This is a genomic window from Streptosporangium sp. NPDC002721, assembly GCF_042888905.1.
Lineage (GTDB): Bacteria > Actinomycetota > Actinomycetes > Streptosporangiales > Streptosporangiaceae > Streptosporangium.
The window spans coordinates 235,353-251,987 of record NZ_JBIAQI010000009.1; the positions used below are offsets into that span (position 1 = coordinate 235,353).

The 16,635-nt window shown below is 71.5% G+C and carries 12 protein-coding genes; 6 read left to right on the forward strand and 6 right to left on the reverse strand.

Translation table 11 applies throughout. The features are described from left to right. The first annotated feature begins 40 nt into the window (after window positions 1–40). The 4 genes from ACFYWM_RS14890 to trpS all read left to right on the forward strand — a co-directional run bounded on the left by ACFYWM_RS14890 (window position 41) and on the right by trpS (window position 5,000). Window positions 41–2,125, forward strand: coding sequence for a DUF6421 family protein (locus tag ACFYWM_RS14890; protein ID WP_389914160.1), 2,085 nt, complete (start codon window positions 41–43; stop codon window positions 2,123–2,125). Beyond that, the gene (locus ACFYWM_RS14895; protein ID WP_389914163.1) at window positions 2,122–2,799 is read left to right on the forward strand and encodes an SDR family NAD(P)-dependent oxidoreductase; all 678 of its coding nucleotides are present in this window, start codon (window positions 2,122–2,124) and stop codon (window positions 2,797–2,799) included. Before ACFYWM_RS14890 ends, ACFYWM_RS14895 begins: the two co-directional genes overlap by 4 nt. After that, window positions 2,796–3,860, forward strand: coding sequence for a threonine aldolase family protein (locus tag ACFYWM_RS14900; protein ID WP_389914165.1), 1,065 nt, complete (start codon window positions 2,796–2,798; stop codon window positions 3,858–3,860). Before ACFYWM_RS14895 ends, ACFYWM_RS14900 begins: the two co-directional genes overlap by 4 nt. 174 nt (window positions 3,861–4,034) lie before the next feature. Next, window positions 4,035–5,000, forward strand: a complete 966-nt coding sequence (gene trpS, locus ACFYWM_RS14905; RefSeq protein ID WP_389914168.1) for a tryptophan--tRNA ligase — start codon at window positions 4,035–4,037, stop codon at window positions 4,998–5,000. 108 nt (window positions 5,001–5,108) lie between these two features. Here trpS and ACFYWM_RS14910 read toward each other — a convergent pair whose 3' ends face one another. Together ACFYWM_RS14910 and ACFYWM_RS14915 are read right to left on the reverse strand one after the other, a co-directional pair. Next, window positions 5,109–5,408, reverse strand: coding sequence for a DUF3467 domain-containing protein (locus ACFYWM_RS14910; RefSeq protein ID WP_329092600.1), 300 nt, complete (start codon window positions 5,406–5,408; stop codon window positions 5,109–5,111). A gap of 74 nt (window positions 5,409–5,482) precedes the next feature. Then, on the reverse strand, window positions 5,483–6,139 hold the full coding sequence (locus ACFYWM_RS14915; RefSeq protein ID WP_389914171.1) for a DUF305 domain-containing protein: 657 nt from the start codon (window positions 6,137–6,139) through the stop codon (window positions 5,483–5,485). A gap of 121 nt (window positions 6,140–6,260) precedes the next feature. Between ACFYWM_RS14915 and ACFYWM_RS14920 the strand changes: the two genes are divergently transcribed. Then, the gene (locus tag ACFYWM_RS14920; protein WP_389914174.1) at window positions 6,261–6,995 is read left to right on the forward strand and encodes a DUF3105 domain-containing protein; all 735 of its coding nucleotides are present in this window, start codon (window positions 6,261–6,263) and stop codon (window positions 6,993–6,995) included. A 70-nt stretch (window positions 6,996–7,065) separates the two neighbouring features. On the opposite strand, the gene ald is transcribed toward ACFYWM_RS14920, so the two are convergent. Further along, window positions 7,066–8,184, reverse strand: coding sequence for an alanine dehydrogenase (ald, locus tag ACFYWM_RS14925; protein WP_389914177.1), 1,119 nt, complete (start codon window positions 8,182–8,184; stop codon window positions 7,066–7,068). A gap of 1,052 nt (window positions 8,185–9,236) precedes the next feature. Between ald and ACFYWM_RS14930 the strand changes: the two genes are divergently transcribed. Further along, window positions 9,237–10,238, forward strand: coding sequence for an excalibur calcium-binding domain-containing protein (locus ACFYWM_RS14930; RefSeq protein WP_389914180.1), 1,002 nt, complete (start codon window positions 9,237–9,239; stop codon window positions 10,236–10,238). 17 nt (window positions 10,239–10,255) lie between these two features. On the opposite strand, the gene ACFYWM_RS14935 is transcribed toward ACFYWM_RS14930, so the two are convergent. The 3 genes from ACFYWM_RS14935 to ACFYWM_RS14945 all read right to left on the reverse strand — a co-directional run bounded on the left by ACFYWM_RS14935 (window position 10,256) and on the right by ACFYWM_RS14945 (window position 16,220). Next, window positions 10,256–12,493 (reverse strand): xanthine dehydrogenase family protein molybdopterin-binding subunit, encoded by a 2,238-nt coding sequence (locus ACFYWM_RS14935; RefSeq protein WP_389914183.1) that lies wholly within the window; start codon window positions 12,491–12,493, stop codon window positions 10,256–10,258. A gap of 121 nt (window positions 12,494–12,614) precedes the next feature. Beyond that, on the reverse strand, window positions 12,615–15,695 hold the full coding sequence (locus ACFYWM_RS14940) for a BTAD domain-containing putative transcriptional regulator (protein ID WP_389914185.1): 3,081 nt from the start codon (window positions 15,693–15,695) through the stop codon (window positions 12,615–12,617). A gap of 90 nt (window positions 15,696–15,785) precedes the next feature. Beyond that, complete coding sequence (locus tag ACFYWM_RS14945) at window positions 15,786–16,220, reverse strand: LuxR C-terminal-related transcriptional regulator (protein WP_389914188.1); 435 nt, start codon at window positions 16,218–16,220, stop codon at window positions 15,786–15,788. Window positions 16,221–16,635 lie beyond the last annotated feature (415 nt).

The window sequence follows — 16,635 nt, forward strand, 5'->3', positions numbered from 1 at the left end:
TATTTTCCGTTACTCACTCTCATCCGAAGGAGGATTTATCGTGACGGCGTTCCCCCGCGTACTGTTCGACGAGGCACACAGCGAGTCCTGGACCATCCGGCGGGATGTGGCCGAGACGATGAATCCCGGCCACCCCGACGACAGCAGCTACGCCCGCGCGGCCGGGCTGCTGCGCGGGCTGGGGCACTCCGTGGACGCGCACGTCGAGGGCCCGCTCACCCCGGGGCTGCTGAGCGCGCGGGACGTGCTGGTGATCGCGCACCCCTCCGCTGATCGCTGGGAGCACACCACCGGGCTGGGCAGCCCGGTCCTGCCCGTCGAGGAGCTCGACGCGATCGAGGAGTACGTCCGCGACGGCGGCGGGCTGGTCGTGATGGCCGAGTACGAGCAGGACAAGTACGGCAGCAACCTCACCGAGCTGCTCGCGCGCTTCGGCGTGGGCGTCGAGCACACCCTCGTCCGGGACCCCGGGAGCGCCCACAACGGCGTGGCCTCCTGGGTCCTGGGCACTCCTCGGAACACTTCGACGAACGGGCAGGACCTGCTCGCCGGGGCCCGGCGCGCCTGCTTCTACCGGTCGGGAGTGCTCACCGCCCCCGACGACGCGACCGTCCTGTTCACCACCTCGCCCACCGCGACCCCCGCGAACCGCCCGCTGGCGGTGGCCGTACGGCACGGCGAGGGCCGCGTCGTGGTGGTCGCCGACTCCGACCTGTTCGGCGACGACTCGATCGGCGACTACGACCACGCCGCGCTCTGGGGCAACCTCGTCACCTGGGCCGCCCGCGTCCCGGCCCCGGCCGCCGCGGCCGTCGGGGAGTCCGAGGCCCGTGCCGCGTTCCAGGGGCTCAAGGAGGCCGTCGAGGCGCTCAAGCCGCTGCAGGTCAAGGACGGCTCGGTCCCGCAGGAGAGTGACAGGCCGAGGGCCGCCGAGCTGGTCTCCGTGATCGCCGGGCACGTCGAGCGGCTCGCGCCGCGCTTCCCGCACGACGCCGCCTACCTGGCCGCCGTCGTCGCCGACCTCCGCAAGTGGGCCGACCAGGGATTGGGCGTCCCCGACTTCCTCGACGCGCTCGACGCCTTCCACCCCGACACCCAGCGGGTGGACGGGCTGGAGCACCTGGTCGTCTTCCCGATGTACACCCAGAACGGCACCACCTTCCGCCACATCGAGGCCGTGTGGATCCGGACGATCTGGCCCGGGTGGCTGGCCGAGCTGGAGCGGAACGGCTACGACAACCCGATGTTCGTGCCGATCGCCTTCGAGGACTTCACCTCCGGCTACGACACCAACTCCGCGGTGCTCTTCCCCGAGACCGTCGCGGTCCGCGAGACCCCGGCCCGCTTCACCTGGGGCGGGATCTTCGCCGACCGGGAGGCCGCGAGGTTCCGCGCGGTGAGCGGGGCCGCCGCGGCCACGCTGAAGCTCGCGCTGCCGCCGGACGCGGCCAGGCTGATCGCGTCGCAGGAGCTGGCCCAGGACACCTTCGTGCTCTGGGACCTGATCCACGACCGCACCCACAGCCACGGCGACCTGCCGTTCGACCCCTTCATGATCAAGCAGCGCATGCCGTACTGGCTCTACTCCCTGGAGGAGCTCCGCTGCGACCTCACCGCGTTCGGGGAGGCCGTGAAGCTGGAGAAGGAGGGTGTGCCGCACGCCCGCTACGTGCAGCTGGCGATCCTGTTCGACCGGCTGTTCCGCTTCCCGATCACCGGTGACCGGGTCCGCAACTACGACGGGCTGGGTGGACAGCTGCTCTTCTCGTACCTCCACCGCAACGACGTCGTCCGGTGGACCGACAACCGGCTGAGCGTCGACTGGGAGCGGCTCGCCGGGGGCGTCGCGGACCTGCGGGGCGAGGTCGAGAAGCTCTACCGCGACGGTATCGACCGCTCCAAGCTCGCCCACTGGCTCGCCGCCCACCAGCTGGTCGCCGCCTACGTCGAGCCCAACCCGGCCTCGGTGTGGGCGCGCGGGGTCGGCGCCCTGCCCGTCGAGGGGTTCCCCAAGGCGGTGGTGGACGCGGTGCTGCCCGACGAGTTCCCCCTGAGCATGTTCTACGAGGCCCTGCGCCGTAAGCTCGGCGACGTCGTCGACTCCACGAAGGGCATCCGAGCATGATCATTCTTGTCACCGGCGCGGGCGGGCCCGCGGGCCGGGCCGTCGCCCGCAGGTTCACCGGCCAGGGCCACACGGTGATCGGTGTCGACAAGAGCGGCGCCGAGGGGTCCCTCGCGGTCGACCTGCTCGACGCCGCCGCCGTCGCGAGGCTCGCGGAGGACGTGCGGGCCGAGCACGGCAGGGTGGACGGGATCGTGCACCTGGTCGGCGGCTGGCGCGGGTCCAAGACCTTCGCCGAGACGTCGCTTGACGACTGGGCGCTCCTGCACGACCTGCTGGTCCGTACGCTCCAGCACGTCACGCTCGCCTTCGAGCCGCTGCTCAAGGCGAGCGAGCGCGGCCGGTTCGCCATCGTCTCCGCGAAGGCGGCCGAGCGTCCCACCCAGGGCAACGCGGCGTACGGCACCGCCAAGGCCGCCTCCGAGGCGTGGACCCTCGCCTTCGCCGACGCCCTGGAGGGCACCTCCGCCACCGCGAACATCCTGGTCGTCAAGGCGCTCGTGCACGAGGACATGCGCGCGGCGAGCCCCGAGCGGACGTTTCCCGGTTTCACCGACGTCGACGACCTCGCCGAGGCGATCGACGGCCTGTGGAGCACCGACGCCAACGGCACCCGGATCGACCTCACCGCCACACAGGACCTCACCGCCGCACAGGAGGGGAAGAACGCGTGACGGACGCCATCCGCAGGCACGACCCGCTGGTGAAGGGCTTCGCCAGCGACAACTACGCCGGGGTCCACCCGGAGATCCTCCAGGCGATCGCGCTCGCCAACGGGGGCCACCAGACCTCCTACGGCGACGACGTCTACACCGAGGCGCTGCAGGAGGTCTTCAGAAGGCACTTCGGCCCCACCGCGCGGGCGTGGCCGATGTTCAACGGCACCGGCGCCAACGTGGTCGCGCTGCGCTCGATGACCGCACACTGGGAGGCGGTGGTCTGCGCGGAGTCGGCGCACATCCACACCGACGAGGGCGGCGCCCCCGAGCGGTCGGCCGGGCTCAAGCTGCTGCCGGTCGCCACCCCGGACGGCAAGCTCACGCCCGAGCTGATCGACAGGCAGGCGTGGGGCTTCGGCGACGAGCACCGGGCCCAGCCCAAGGTGGTGTCGATCACCCAGACCACCGAGCTGGGCACGCTCTACACCCCGGAGGAGATCCGGGCGATCTGTGAGCACGCCCACGAGCTCGGCATGGTCGTCCACCTCGACGGCGCCCGCGCGACCAACGCCGCCGCCGCGCTGGACGTGCCGCTGCGCGCGTTCACCACCGACGCCGGCGTGGACGTGCTGTCCTTCGGCGGTACCAAGGCCGGTCTGATGTTCGGCGAGGCCGTCGTGGTGCTCAACCCCGACGCCGTGCGCGGCCTGCGCTACCTGCGCAAGAGCGCGATGCAGCTCGCCTCCAAGATGCGGTTCGTCTCGGTGCAGTTCGAGGCGCTGCTCGCGGGCGACCTGTGGCTGCGCAACGCCCGCAACGCCAACGCGATGGCCCGGCGGCTCGCCGACGCCGTGCGGGACGTGCCCGGGGTGGAGATCCCGCGCCCGGTGCAGGCGAACGCGGTCTTCGCGATCCTGCCCGGGGACGCCACCGAGCGCCTGCAGAAGCGCTTCCGCTTCTACACCTGGAACGAGGCCACCGGCGAGGTCCGCTGGATGACCGCGTTCGACACCACCGAGGCCGACGTGGACGCCTTTGCCGCCGCCGTGGCGCAGGAGCTACACTCACCGGCATGAGCAAGCGCAGTCCGGGTCTGTGGCGGGCCGCCGAGAGGCGGATCCGCTAGCCAGTCCCGACTGCGCACCAAACGGCCGCCGTTCACCGGCGGCCGTTCTCGCTTCTCCGGCGCGTTCCGGAGGCGTTGCCGGTACGACCGGCGGGCGGCGGTCCTCTTCCCACCAGGAGTGACCATGACAAAGCGCGCCTTCTCCGCGTTCAAACCGACCGGCCGCCTCACGCTGGGCAACCTCCTCGGCGCGATCATGCCCGCCGTGCGCCTCCAGGACGAGGCAGACTGCGTCTACGCCGTCGCGGACCTGCACGCCCTGACGATCAGGCACGACCCGGAGCTGTTGCGGGCCCGCACCCGCGAGGCCGCGACCCTGCTGCTCGCCTGCGGCCTGGACCGCTCTCTCGTCTACGTCCAGTCGCGGGTGCCCGCGCACACCGGGCTGGCCTACCTGCTGGAGAGCACGGCCCACTTCGGCGAGATGCGGCGCATGATCCAGTTCAGGGAGAAGTCGGCCCGGCAGGAGGAGGTGCGGCTCTCGCTGCTCACCTATCCCGCCCTGATGGCCGCCGACATCCTGCTGCACCGGGTGGACGTCGTGCCCGTGGGGGAGGACCAGCGCCAGCACGTGGAGCTGACCCGGGACCTGGCCCTGCGGTTCAACCGCCTGTACGGCGAGGTCTTCACCGTGCCCGAGGCCGTGCGCCCGCGGGTCGCCGCCCGGGTGATGGACCTGAGCGCGCCCACCTCCAAGATGGGCAAGTCGGACGGCTCGGCCGCCGGGACGATCTATCTGCTCGACCCGCCCGCCGACCTCCGGCGCAAGGTCATGCGCGCGGTGACCGACTCCGGCACCGAGGTCGCCCACGACCCGGCCGGCAAGCCCGGCGTCTCCAACCTGCTCGACGTGCTCGCGGCCTGCTCGGACCGGCCGGTGGAGTCGCTCTCGTACGGGTCGTACGGCGCGCTCAAGCGGGACGTGGCCGAGGCGGTGGTGGAGACGCTGCGGCCCGTCCAGGAGCGCTACGCCGAGTTGTCGGCCGACCAGGCCGAGCTGTCGCGGCTCCTGGAGGGCGGGGCGGCGCTGGCCGCCGAGCGCACCGCGGGACTGCTGGCCGAGGCGCGGGAGGCCATCGGCCTGCCGTGAGGCCCGCCGGGAATCGCCGCGGAGGGCCCGTCGTGAAGGGAGGGCCCGTCATGACGGAAAGGCTGTCGTGAAGGGAGGGCCCGTCGTGAAGGCGCGCCGGGCCCGGCCTCAGTTCTTGTGACCCGTCTCGTGCTCGTACGCGGTCAGCTGCTGTTCGAGGGCCTTCATCAGCTCGAAGACCTGGCTCGGGGGAATGCGGATCCGGCTGACGATCCGGGTCGGCACGCTCACGAAGTGCTGCCCGGAGGAGGGGTCGTTGGCCAGCTGGGGCGGCCTGGTGATCACCGCGAAATCCAGGACAAAACCATCCTGGGTGTGCCATACAGAGGCGAAGTTGGCGTATTGCCCCATTTCCACCTCGGCGGAGATGCTCACCTCCAGGCGGTTCTCCGGCTCGTCGTTCACCATTCTCTTTCCTCCGGCCAGGTTGGCTCCATGCTGCCCTGACCGGAAACCGGCCACACAGGGACGCGCCGACGCTATTAAAGGATTGAAGGCAGCCGCTGGGCGCCGCGCTGCCGCAACATGTCGGTCATCAACTCGATCTCGCCCGTCTGACCGTCGACGATGTGCTGTGCCATGGTGGCCACCTCTTCGCGGTCGGACAGTTTCAGCAGACCCCTGCCCATCTGCACGCCGCCCTCGTGATGGCGGATCATGAGCTGCAGGAAGAGGATCTCCTGGTCCTTGCCTGTGGCCTCGCGGAGCTTTTTGAGCTCGTCCTCACTTGCCATACCGGGCATCGCGGCGGGCGCGCCCGGTGTTACAGCGTGACCGCCGCCGCCGTGGCCGGACATCCACGCCATGACGGGGCGCCCGCTCGACTGGTTGAGGCCCCACTGCTGCAGCCAGCCGGTGAAGATGCCGCGCTGGGCCGTCTGCGTGACGATGATGTCGTAGGCCAGCCGCCGGAGCGCGTCGTCCTCGCTTCCGTCCCTGGCGATGAAGGACATCTCGACGGCCTGGGCGTGATGGACGGCCATGTCGCGGGCGAAGCCCGCCTCCGGCGAGGCGTCGGTCGGGGTGGCCGTCCTGCCCACCACCAGCAGCGACACGACCGCCGCGACCAGGCATCCGAGCAGCACGCCGACCGCCACGCCACGCCTGGGCCTCGCGCCGTCTTTACCGGGGGTCTCCATTACCCGTCCAGAGTACCCACTGTCGTGAATCGTCGCTGTATCAGACGTTCTCATCCCCTTATTCTCCACATACGCCGGTAGGGCATAGGGTGACCCGGAGTTGTTTGTGGCTGGAGGGTTGATGACCAAGGAAAAGGCGCAGGCGAGGCGTGAGCACCTCACCCGTATGCGTGAGGAGCAGAAGCGCAAGGAGCGCAGGGCCGCGTTCCTGATGTGGGGTGCCGGAGGTGCCGTCGTCGTTCTGCTCGTCGGGGTCGTCGCCTTCTACATGGTGAACGAGCGTGCAACGACGTCGCTGGACAACGTCGTCACCGCGAAGTACGCGGGCAGCCAGCACACCCAGGGCAAGGTGGCCTACAAGGAGAACCCGCCGATGGGCGGTGAGCACAGCCCGGCCTGGCAGAACTGCGGCATCTACGATCAGCCGATCAACAACGAGAACGCCGTCCACGCCATGGAGCACGGCGCCGTGTGGATCACCTACCGGCCGGACCTGCCCAAGGCCGAGGTGGACACGCTCAGGGAGCTGGCCTCCAAGGACTACATGCTCCTGAGCCCGTACCCGGGCCTGCCCTCCAAGGTCGTGGCCAGCTCCTGGAACAACCAGCTCAAGCTGGACAGCGCGAGCGACGGGCGCCTGCCCAGGTTCATCACCAAGTACAAGAACGGCCCGGACACCCCCGAGCTCGGCGCGTCCTGCAGCGGCGGCGTGGGCACCACCACCGCCGAGGCGCCCATCCCGGACGTCGCGCCCAGCCAGAACCCGTCGACGGCTCCCAGCGACGCCCCGGCCACCGACGCCCCCGCCACGGACGCCCCGGCCAGCCCGGCTCCCAGCGGCACCCCGGCTCCCTGATCCTCCCGAGCCTCCCGATCCGGCCGGTGCCCGGCGCCGGTGACGCCGTCCCGACGAGGCGTCCCGGCGGCTAGGCCCGCAGGACCCGTTCCAGGGGCACCGCCTCCAGCCCGTGAGCCTCGGCCACGGGCCGGTTGGTCAGGTGCCCCTCGTGCGTGTTCAGGCCCAGCGCCAGCGCCGGGTCGCTCCGCAGGGCCTCCCGCCAGCCCAGGTGGGCGATCGAGAGGGCGTAGGGGACGGTCACGTTGGTCAGCGCGTACGTCGAGGTGTGCGGCACCGCGCCCGGCATGTTGGCCACGCAGTAGAACACCGAGTCGTGCACCCGGTACGTCGGGTCGGCGTGGGTCGTGGGCCGGGAGTCCTCGAAGCAGCCGCCCTGGTCGATGGAGATGTCCACCAGGACCGACCCCGGCCTCATCCGCGAGACCAGCCGGTTGTCGACCAGCTTGGGAGCCCTCGCTCCCGGTATCAGCACCGCGCCGATGACCAGGTCGGCGTTCAGTACCGCCCGCTCGATCTCGTACGTGGTGGAGGCGATGGTCTTGCAGTGGCCCTTGTAGATCACGTCCGCCTGGCGGAGCCTGTCGATGTCGCGGTCCAGCAGCAGCACCTCCGCCTGCATGCCCAGCGCGATGACCGCGGCGTTCATGCCGGAGACCCCGGCGCCGATCACGACCACGCTGGCCGCGTGCACGCCCGACACCCCGCCCATCAGCACCCCGCGCCCGCCGCCCTGGCGCATCAGGTGGTACGCCCCCACCTGGGGGGCGAGCCGCCCGGCCACCTCAGACATGGGGGCGAGCAGGGGCAGGAAGCCGTTCGCGTTCTGCACGGTCTCGTAGGCGATGCCGGTGACCCCGGCGTCGAGCAGGGCGCGGGTGCACGCGGGGGAGGCGGCCAGATGCAGGTAGGTGAAGAGCACCTGGCCCTCGCGCATCCGGTGGTACTCCTCGGCGACCGGCTCCTTGACCTTCAGGACCAGCTCGCCCGCGGCCCACACGTCGTCGGCCGAGTCGAGGATGGTCGCACCGGCGCTCTGGAAGTCGGCGTCGGGAATGGAAGACCCCGTTCCGGCGTCTTTCTCGACGAAGACCTCATGGCCGTGCCGGACGAACTCGTGGGCCCCGCCGGGGGTCAGAGCCACGCGATACTCGTGGTTCTTGACCTCACGGGGAACGGAGATCTTCACGGCTCCTCCAAGGGTGGGCACGTGTCCTCTTCTTCACTGTGCGTTCCCCGAAAGGGAGCAGTCACGCGCGGGGCGGCAGGAATGGGGTCGGGGTTGATGACATTCCGTCAGCGGTCGTCGACGTTCGGTCTCCCGGGAGCCGTCGTGACGTGCGGGGTTACCGGCTCCCCGCGCCGATCGGTAGGCTCGCCGCGAACAGGCGCGAGGAATACGGGGATATGACGATGGGGATGCACGCGGGGCAGGGTGGGCCGCCCGTACCGCAGGGACCTCCAGCCGGGCCTGACGACCCCTCTGGGGAGCCGTGGTCCTCGTCCGGCTCGTACGACGCCTTCACCCCGCCGGGCCGCTCGGGCGCCTCGCCCGGCCGCCACGCCCGCGACGCGGGCCGGCCCGGCGACGCCTCCCTCGCGGGTTCCACCGGCTCCGGTGACCTCGACGAACCGGGTCGCGGCGACCGGGGTTCCGGCGGTCCCGGCCCCGGCCCTGGCGCCGATTCCGGTCCTGGCCCCGATCTCGGTCCAGGCCCCGGTGGCTCCACCTTCGACGCCTTCGGCGGTTCCGGCTCCGTTCCTCGTCCCGGTCCTGTTCCCGGTCCTGGAGGGTCCGGTTTCGATGCCTTCGGTGGTCGGGGGGCCGGGTCCGGCGGTTCTGATTTCGATGCTTTTGGCACTAAAAGTTCTAGCTTTGATGCTTTTGGCGCCGGTAATGCGAAGCCCGGCGATCCCGGTTTTGACGACCTGGGTCCCGGCGGTACGAGGTTCGGCGATCCGGCCTTCGGGGATGCCGCTTCCGGCGGGCGGGGCCCCGGCGATCCGGGCGGCCATGACCTGGGCGGCCATGACCTGGGGGGCCACGGTCCGGGGAGCCCGTTCTCCGAGGGGCCGGGCGGTCCCGAGGGCGACACCCTGGCCCTCCCGGAGGGGCAGGCGTCCACCGGCCGGGTGCCCGGCGAGCCGGGGGCGGGCATACCGGGGGCGCCAGGCGTGCCGGGAGCGGACGTGCCGGGAGCACCGATCGCACCAGCAGCACCGGGAGCACCGGGAGCGGGCGTGCCCGGCGCTCCCGGGACGGGCGAGCGACGGGCCGGAGAGGCGCCGGGGGAGCCCAGGGCGAGCCGGGTCACCACCGCGATCCTGGTGACCGTCCTGGTCATCGTCGTGTTGATCACCGGTGTGCTCGGCACCATCGCGGTGCTCATGACCCGCAACCCCGACATGCCGCTCGGCGCCACGCCGCCCAAGCGGCTGGCGGTCCCCCTCCACTTCGCCCCGGTGACCGAGGCGAAGCCCGGAGCCTGCACGGTTCCGGACACCTATCCCGACGACACCGGGCAGACCTGCTACTCGGTCGCCGCCGGGGTGAACGTGAACGCCGTACGGAAGATCGAGGCGATCCAGGAGAAGAGCGGCGCCTACTCGGTCAGGATCGCGTTCGCGCCCGCCTTCCGCGAGCAGATCAACGACCTGACCGCGGAAGTGGTCGACCAGGACGACCCGGTCAGGCAGCAGATCGCGATCGTCGTGGGAGACAAGGTGGTGGCGGCCCCCCGGGTCGCCCAGGCGATCACCGACGACAGCCTGAGCATCGCCGGAGCCTTCACCAAGGAGCAGGCGGACGCGATGGTCGTCAGGCTGCTCGGCTCCGGGGCCGTCGTCCCGCAGCCCACGAACGGCACGCAGCCGAGCTCGTCGGTCTTCACCCCGCCGGACCCGGCGAGCCAGCCCGCGAACCCCCCGGCGAGCCAGCCCGCGAGCCAGCCCGCCACCCCCCCGGCCAACCAGCCCGTGTCCCCTCCGGCCACCACCGGTGACCCCGCCGCCAACCCGGCCGCCTCGACCACCGCCGGAACCGGCGCGAACCGCCCGGCGGACACCACCGGGGACACCTCCGGGACCGCGTCCGGCGCGGGCACCGACCGCCGGTTCTCCAGCTGCAAGGCCGCGCAGGCGAACGGGAACGGCCCCTACACCCGGGGTGTCCACAAGGAGTACGAGTGGTACATCGACGGGGACGGCGACGGCGTCGCCTGCGAGCGGGAGGACGCCGGCTGACGCCGGGCGAGGCCGGGTCATCCGTCCAGGGCGATGCCCTCCAGGGCGATGTCATGGGGGCGGATGGGCACCCGGGGCAGCCGCAGGCCGGTCGCGGCCCGTACGGCGGCGGCCACCGCGGGGGTGGAGGAGAGCGTGGGAGGCTCGCCCGCGCCGCGCAGGCCGTAGGGGGCGTTCGGGTCGGGATTCTCCATGATCGACAACCGCATGGGCGGCATGTCGAGGATGGTGGGGATCAGGTAGTCGGTGAACGACGGGTTGAGCACCAGCCCGTCGCGAACCTGGATCTCCTCCATCAGCGCCAGCCCCAGCCCCTGCGCGCTGCCGCCGTGGATCTGCCCCTCCAGCGCCAGCGGGTTCATGATCCGTCCCACGTCCTGGACGGCCGCCAGCTCCACCACCTTGACCAGCCCCAGCTCCACGTCCACGTCCACCACGGCCCGGTGGACGCACAGGGCGAGCTGGGTGTGCGAGTCGCCCTGCCCGGTGACCGGGTCCATGGGGAAGGTGGGCCGGTGCCGGTACTCCCTCGTCTCCTCCACCGCCCCGGCCCGCTCCAGCGCCTCCACCAGCGACGACCCGTCGCTCGTCAGCTTCCCCAGCCGTTCCCGCACGGCCTCGCAGGCGGCCTTGACCGCGCCGCCGGTGACGTACGACTGGCGGGACGCCGACGAGGAACCGGCCGATCCGACCGACGTGTCCGCCTGGGCGACCGTCACCGCGTCGATCCCCAGCTCGGTCCTGGCGATCTGCTCCTGGATCATCAGCAGGCCCTGTCCCACCTCGGCCGCCGCCGTGTGCACCAGGACGTGCGGTTCGCCGCCGATCAGCTCCACCCGCACCCTGGCGGTCGAGTGGTCGTCGAAGCCCTCGGAGAAGCAGATGTTCTTGATGCCCACGCCGTACCCGACACCGCGCCGCACCCCCTCGCCGTGGGTGGTCTGCGAGACGCCGCCCGGCATGCCCAGCAGATCCGGAACGTCCCGGGCGTCCGGCGCGGCGGGCAGCGGCATCGCGGCGAGCTCCCTGAGCATCTCGGCCAGCGGCGCGGGCGAGTCGATCACCTGCCCGGTGGCCAGCACCGACCCCTGGGAGACCGCGTTGCGGATCCTGACCTCGACCGGGGAGATCCCGCACGCCTCGGCCAGCCTGTCCATCTGCGACTCGTACGCGTAACAGGCCTGGACCGCGCCGAAGCCGCGCATCGCGCCGCAGGGCGGGTTGTTGGTGTAGACGCCGTAGGCGTCGATCCACACGTTGTCCACCTCGTACGGCCCCACCCCCAGGGAGGCCGCGTTGCCGACCACGGCGAGTGAGGAGGAGCAGTAGGCGCCGCCGTCCAGCAGGATCTCCGCCCTGACGTAGAGCAGCCTGCCGTCGCGGGTGGCGCCGTGCTCGTAGCGCATCCGGGCCGGATGGCGGTGGACGTGGCCGTAGAAGGACTCCTCGCGGTTGTAGACGATCTTCACGGGGCGGCCGGTGCGGAGGGCCAGCATGCACGCGTGGACCTGCATGGACAGGTCCTCGCGGGCGCCGAACGCCCCGCCCACCCCGGCCAGCGAGAGCCGTACCCTCTCCTCGGGCAGCCCCAGGCACGGCGCGATCTGCTCCCGGTCGGCGTGCAGCCACTGCGTGGCGACGTACAGGTCCACCCCGCCGTCCTCGGCCGGTACGGCGAGCCCCGACTCCGGACCGAGGAAGGCCTGGTCCTGCATGCCGACCTCGTACTCGCCGGTGACGACCACGGGGGCCTCGAACGTGGAGCCGACCCGGACCGGCTGGTGGCGCAGCACGTTGCCGCTCTCGTGGACCGAGGGGCAGGAGGCGTCGAAGGCGGCCCGGCGCGCGTCGGTGACGGCCTCGCGGACCTCGTACTCCACGACAATGGCCGCGGCCGCCCGCCTGGCGCGCTCGGGGTGGTCGGCCGCGACCAGCGCGACCGGTTCGCCCTGGTAGCGGACCTGGTCAATGGCGAGCACCGGCTGGTCCCTGTGGTCCAGGCCGTAGAACTTCGCGCCCGGCACGTCCTCGTGGGTGAGGACCGCGTACACGCCGGGCATGGCCAGCGCGGGACCGATGTCGATCGAGCGGATCCACGCGGACGGGTGCGGGCTGCGGAGGGTGACCCCCCAGATCATGTCCGCCAGGTACAGGTCGGAGGAGTAGGCGAACTCGCCCGTCACCTTCAGCGTCCCGTCGGGACGCAGCACGCTCTCGCCGACGCCGCGCTGCCGCCGTGTTTCGATGCCGCTCATTCCAGCAGTACATCAGGCGGGTCCGGGGGAGGACATGGCAGGCACGACGGAACGCGGGGGGTGACCGTTGGCGACTCTTGCGGTTGTGTCCGGCACCGCCCGCCCGCCGGGTGTGCTCCCTCTAGAGGATCATCGCCTGGCTCGGGGGCAGGACGGGCTTCCCGCCGGAGGCCAGCACGAGCGCCTCCTCGATCGTCGCCTGCTCCTCCACCTCCTCGTTCCCCATCGTCCTGGCGGACGAGAGGGAACGTGCCAGGTAGTCCGAGGCGCGCCCCGGCTCACCGAGGAGCCGGTAGGAGCGGGCCAGGCCGAGCAGCAGGTACGGTTCGGCGACGCTCAGCCGCTCGCCGCGCGCGCAGTCGAGGGCGGCCTCGAAGGAGGCCCTGGCCGACACGGCGTCCCCCAGGCCGAGATGGGTGTCGCCGATCCTGTTGTGCACGGACGTCTCCTGGTACTGGTTGCCGTCCTCGCGGCACATGGTCAGTGCCTCGTCCAGCACCTCCAGCGCCCGCTCGAACCGGCGCAGGCCGCTGTACCCCGCACCGATCATGGTGAGCGCGTAGTACTCGCCCGACCTGTGCCCGATCGCGTTCGCGATCCTCCGCTGCTCCCGGGCGCAGTCGATGGCCTCCTCGTAGCGGTCGAGTTCGAGGTAGTTCATGGCGAGGTTGCCCAGAGCCCTCTGCTCGCCGTGCGCGTCGGGGAGCCGGCGGCACAGGTCCAGCTGGCACCGGAAGTGGTGCACGGCCTCCGCCGGGCGGTTGACCATGTTCAGCGCGAGACCCACGACGCAGTGCGCGTGCGCCTCGAGGGCGTGGTCGTCCAGCCGCCGGCCGATGGCGAGGAGCCGCGGGCCCGTCGCGAGGAGAGGGGCGCGAAGACCGGCGTGGTGCAGGTGCCAGAACAGCGCGAAGACCAGGGCGGCACCGAGCCGGGCGGTCCGCTCCCGGGCAGCGGCCATCGCCTGGAAGGCGGCGGGCAGGAGGTTGGCCTGTTCCCGGTCCAGCCAGGCGCGGGCCTCCTCGTACGAGGCCAGCGGGAGGGGCGCCGCGCTGAGGTCGACGTCCGTCCGCGCCGGGCGCGGGTAGCGGCCCAGCTCCATGGCCAGGCGGGCGGTCCCGACGTACGAGCTCAGCGCCCGGTCCAGCGCGGCGTCGCGGTCGGCCTCGGAGTCCTCCCGCGCGGCCTGTTCCTTGGCGAACAGCCGCACCAGGTCGTGCAGCCGGTATCTTCCCGGCTCGTCCATCTCCGCGAGGTGCGCGTCGACCAGCCGTTCCATCGCCTGCTCCGCCGTCTCCGCGGGGACGTCCAGCAGCGCGCCGACGACGTGCGCGGTGACGTCGTCCGTCTGCAGCACGCCGAGCGCGCGCAGCGCGCGGGCGGCCGTCCGGTCGGGGAGGTGGTCGCTGCCGGCGAGCATGTCGTAGCTCACCGCCAGGCTGGAGCGCACCGCGAGGTCGCCCGCCGCCAGCTCCCGTAATCGCCCGCGCTCGTCGGCCAGCCGGTCCACCAGATCGTTCACGGTCCAGCGCGGCCGGTTCGCCAGCCGGGCCCCCGCGATGCCGACGGCCAGCGGCAGCCCTCCGCAGAGATCGATCAGGCGCTTCGTCGCCCGGGTGTCCTGGGCCACCCGCTCGGCTCCGATCAGCTTGGCGAGCATCGCGGAGGACTCGGTCGGCCGCATCCCGGAGATCGGCACGCGGGCGCAGTCGTCGAGCAGGGTGAAGCTCTCCCGGCTGGTCGTCAGGATCGCGTTGCCCATCGGCACCGACAGCAGCGGACGGATCTGGGCCAGGTCGGCGGCGTCGTCCAGCACGACGAGCATCTCGCGGCCGTCGAGCTCGCCGCGCCACAGGGCGGCGGCCTCGTCGACGTCGGCGGGGATGGCCTGCGGGGGCGTGCCGAGGTCGCGCAGGAACCTGCCGAGCACCTCGGCCGGTTCGAGCCGCTTCATGCCCGGTGTCGCCCCGCGCAGGTTCACGTACAGCTGCCCGTCGGGAAAACGGTCGCGGACCATGTGCGCGATCCGGACGGCCAGGGTCGACTTGCCCGATCCGGGGGCTCCGGTGATCGCGACGACGTGGTGCGGCGGGCCGCCGTCCCAGGGGGAGAGCAGCCCCCTCAACCGCACCAGCTCGCCCGTGCGCCCGACGAAACCGGCGGGATCGCGCGGCAGCTGGCGGGCCATCTTCGTTCCCGGGATCGTACGGCGCCGCGAGCTCCCCGGGTTCGTGAGGTTTTCCACGTCCTCGGGGTCGCCGGGGGTCTCCGGGTTCGCTGAGCTCTCCGGGACCTCGGGGGTTCCCGGGGCCCGGGAGCTCTCCGGTGGCTCCGGTGTCTTTGGTGTCTTGGGGGGCTCGGAGCGCTCGGGGGAGGGAGCCGAGGGAAGGTCGAGCAGCGGGTCGGCGCGCAGGATCAGCTCGTGGCACCTGCGGAGGCTCTCGTGCGGCTGGATGCCGAACTCCTCCGCGAGCAGGCGCCGGGTCTCCTGATAGACCCCCAGGGCCTCCACCTGCCGGCCACAGCGGTAGAGCGCGATCATGTACAGCTCGCGGAGCCGCTCACGCAGCGGGTGTTCCGCGGTCAGGAGCACCAGCCGGGCGGCGGCCTCCTGGGGGCGCCCGAGCAGGAGCAGCAGGTCCGTGTGCAGCTCCAGCGCGGTCAGGCGCAGCTCGCTCAGCCTGTGCCGCTCGAACTCGGCGAACGGGCCGGGAACGCCGCTCAGGCAGGTGCCCCGCCACAACCCCACGGCCCTGTTCACAAGGCGCAGGGCCCTCTCGTACGCGTTCTCCGCGTACGCCTTCCGCGCCGTTTCGAGACACTGCTCGAACACCAGGGCGTCGACCTGCTCAGGCGTGAGCCGCAACGAATACCCGCCCGAGACGGAGACCAGCACCCTTGAGGACCCGTGCGAATCCCGGTCGGGGTCCAGGGTCCTGCGCAGCCCGGACACGTAGGTGTAGACGCTCTGTTCGGCCGTCTTGGGCGGGCGCTCCCCCCACACCCCGTCGATCAGCTTCTCCTTGGTGACGACCTGCCCGGCGTTGATCGCCAGGACGCAGAGGACGGCCTGCCGTCTGGGCTCCCCCAGATCGAACCTCCGCGATCCCCTCCGGCCGGTCACGGTTCCCAGAATGTCGATGCCGAGCCTTCCCGCCGGAAGGTTCTCCTCGGCGGGGGCGGTGGCGTGTGTCTCGTCCATCAGACCTCCACGCGGTCGGGCATGGCGCGGCGAAGCTGTGGATAAGACACTATCCGACGAGTTTGTGACGCAGGATTCCCCGCGGATCACCTACACGATTCCCGCTTTGGCGATGCGGACTCCCGTCTGGAGCCTGCTCTGCGTCCCGAGCCGTTCCATCGCGTTGGCCATGTGGCGGCGCACGGTGCGGGAGGTCAGTCCGAGCCGGCGGCCGATCATCTCGTCCGTGATGCCCTCCGCGGCCATTCTGAGAACGATCTTCTCCTGCTCCGTGAGCGAGACCGGCGCCTTCCACCCGCGGGGCCGCGACTCGGCGCGTGACCAGACGTGCTCGAACAGGTCTCCCAGCAACGAGACCAGCACGGGGGCGCGCACCACGGCCATCCGGGACGCGTGGCCCGTCATGGCGAGGTGACCGTCGATCACCAGGAATCTCTCGGAGATCAGCGGGTCGACCCTCAACTCCACGGATTCGGGAAAACCGGCCGTCTCGTACGGCGAGTCGACCACGATCCTCGTCCGCACCTCCGGCGGGACGACGGCAGAGCCGAAAATTCGAAGAAATGTGGTGTTTTTACGTGGTTCAGGAAGAACCATATCTATTGTCCGCTTGGCGGACGAGCAGAGGGTTTCGGCGTCGTGGCGGACCCGGGGCCGCTCTCCCGTGGAGGGAGGGCCTTGCAGGGAGTGGGTCACATGCCCGCTCGCGAACCGTACCGGACCTGAAACGTCCGTGTTCCCGGCGGGCGCCGTCGGCGATCCGCGCCGCGACGGGTCCCCCGGATGGTCCCCGCCGCGGAGAAGATGCTCTGCGCCGGAAGGGGGATCTTCTGCGCCGGAAAGGAGGAATCCTGCGCCGGGAGGTAGGTCTCCTGCGCCGAGAGGAGGGCGTTCCGCGCCGGGAAGAAGGTCTCCCGCCCGGGGGAGGGGTGGGAGGGCC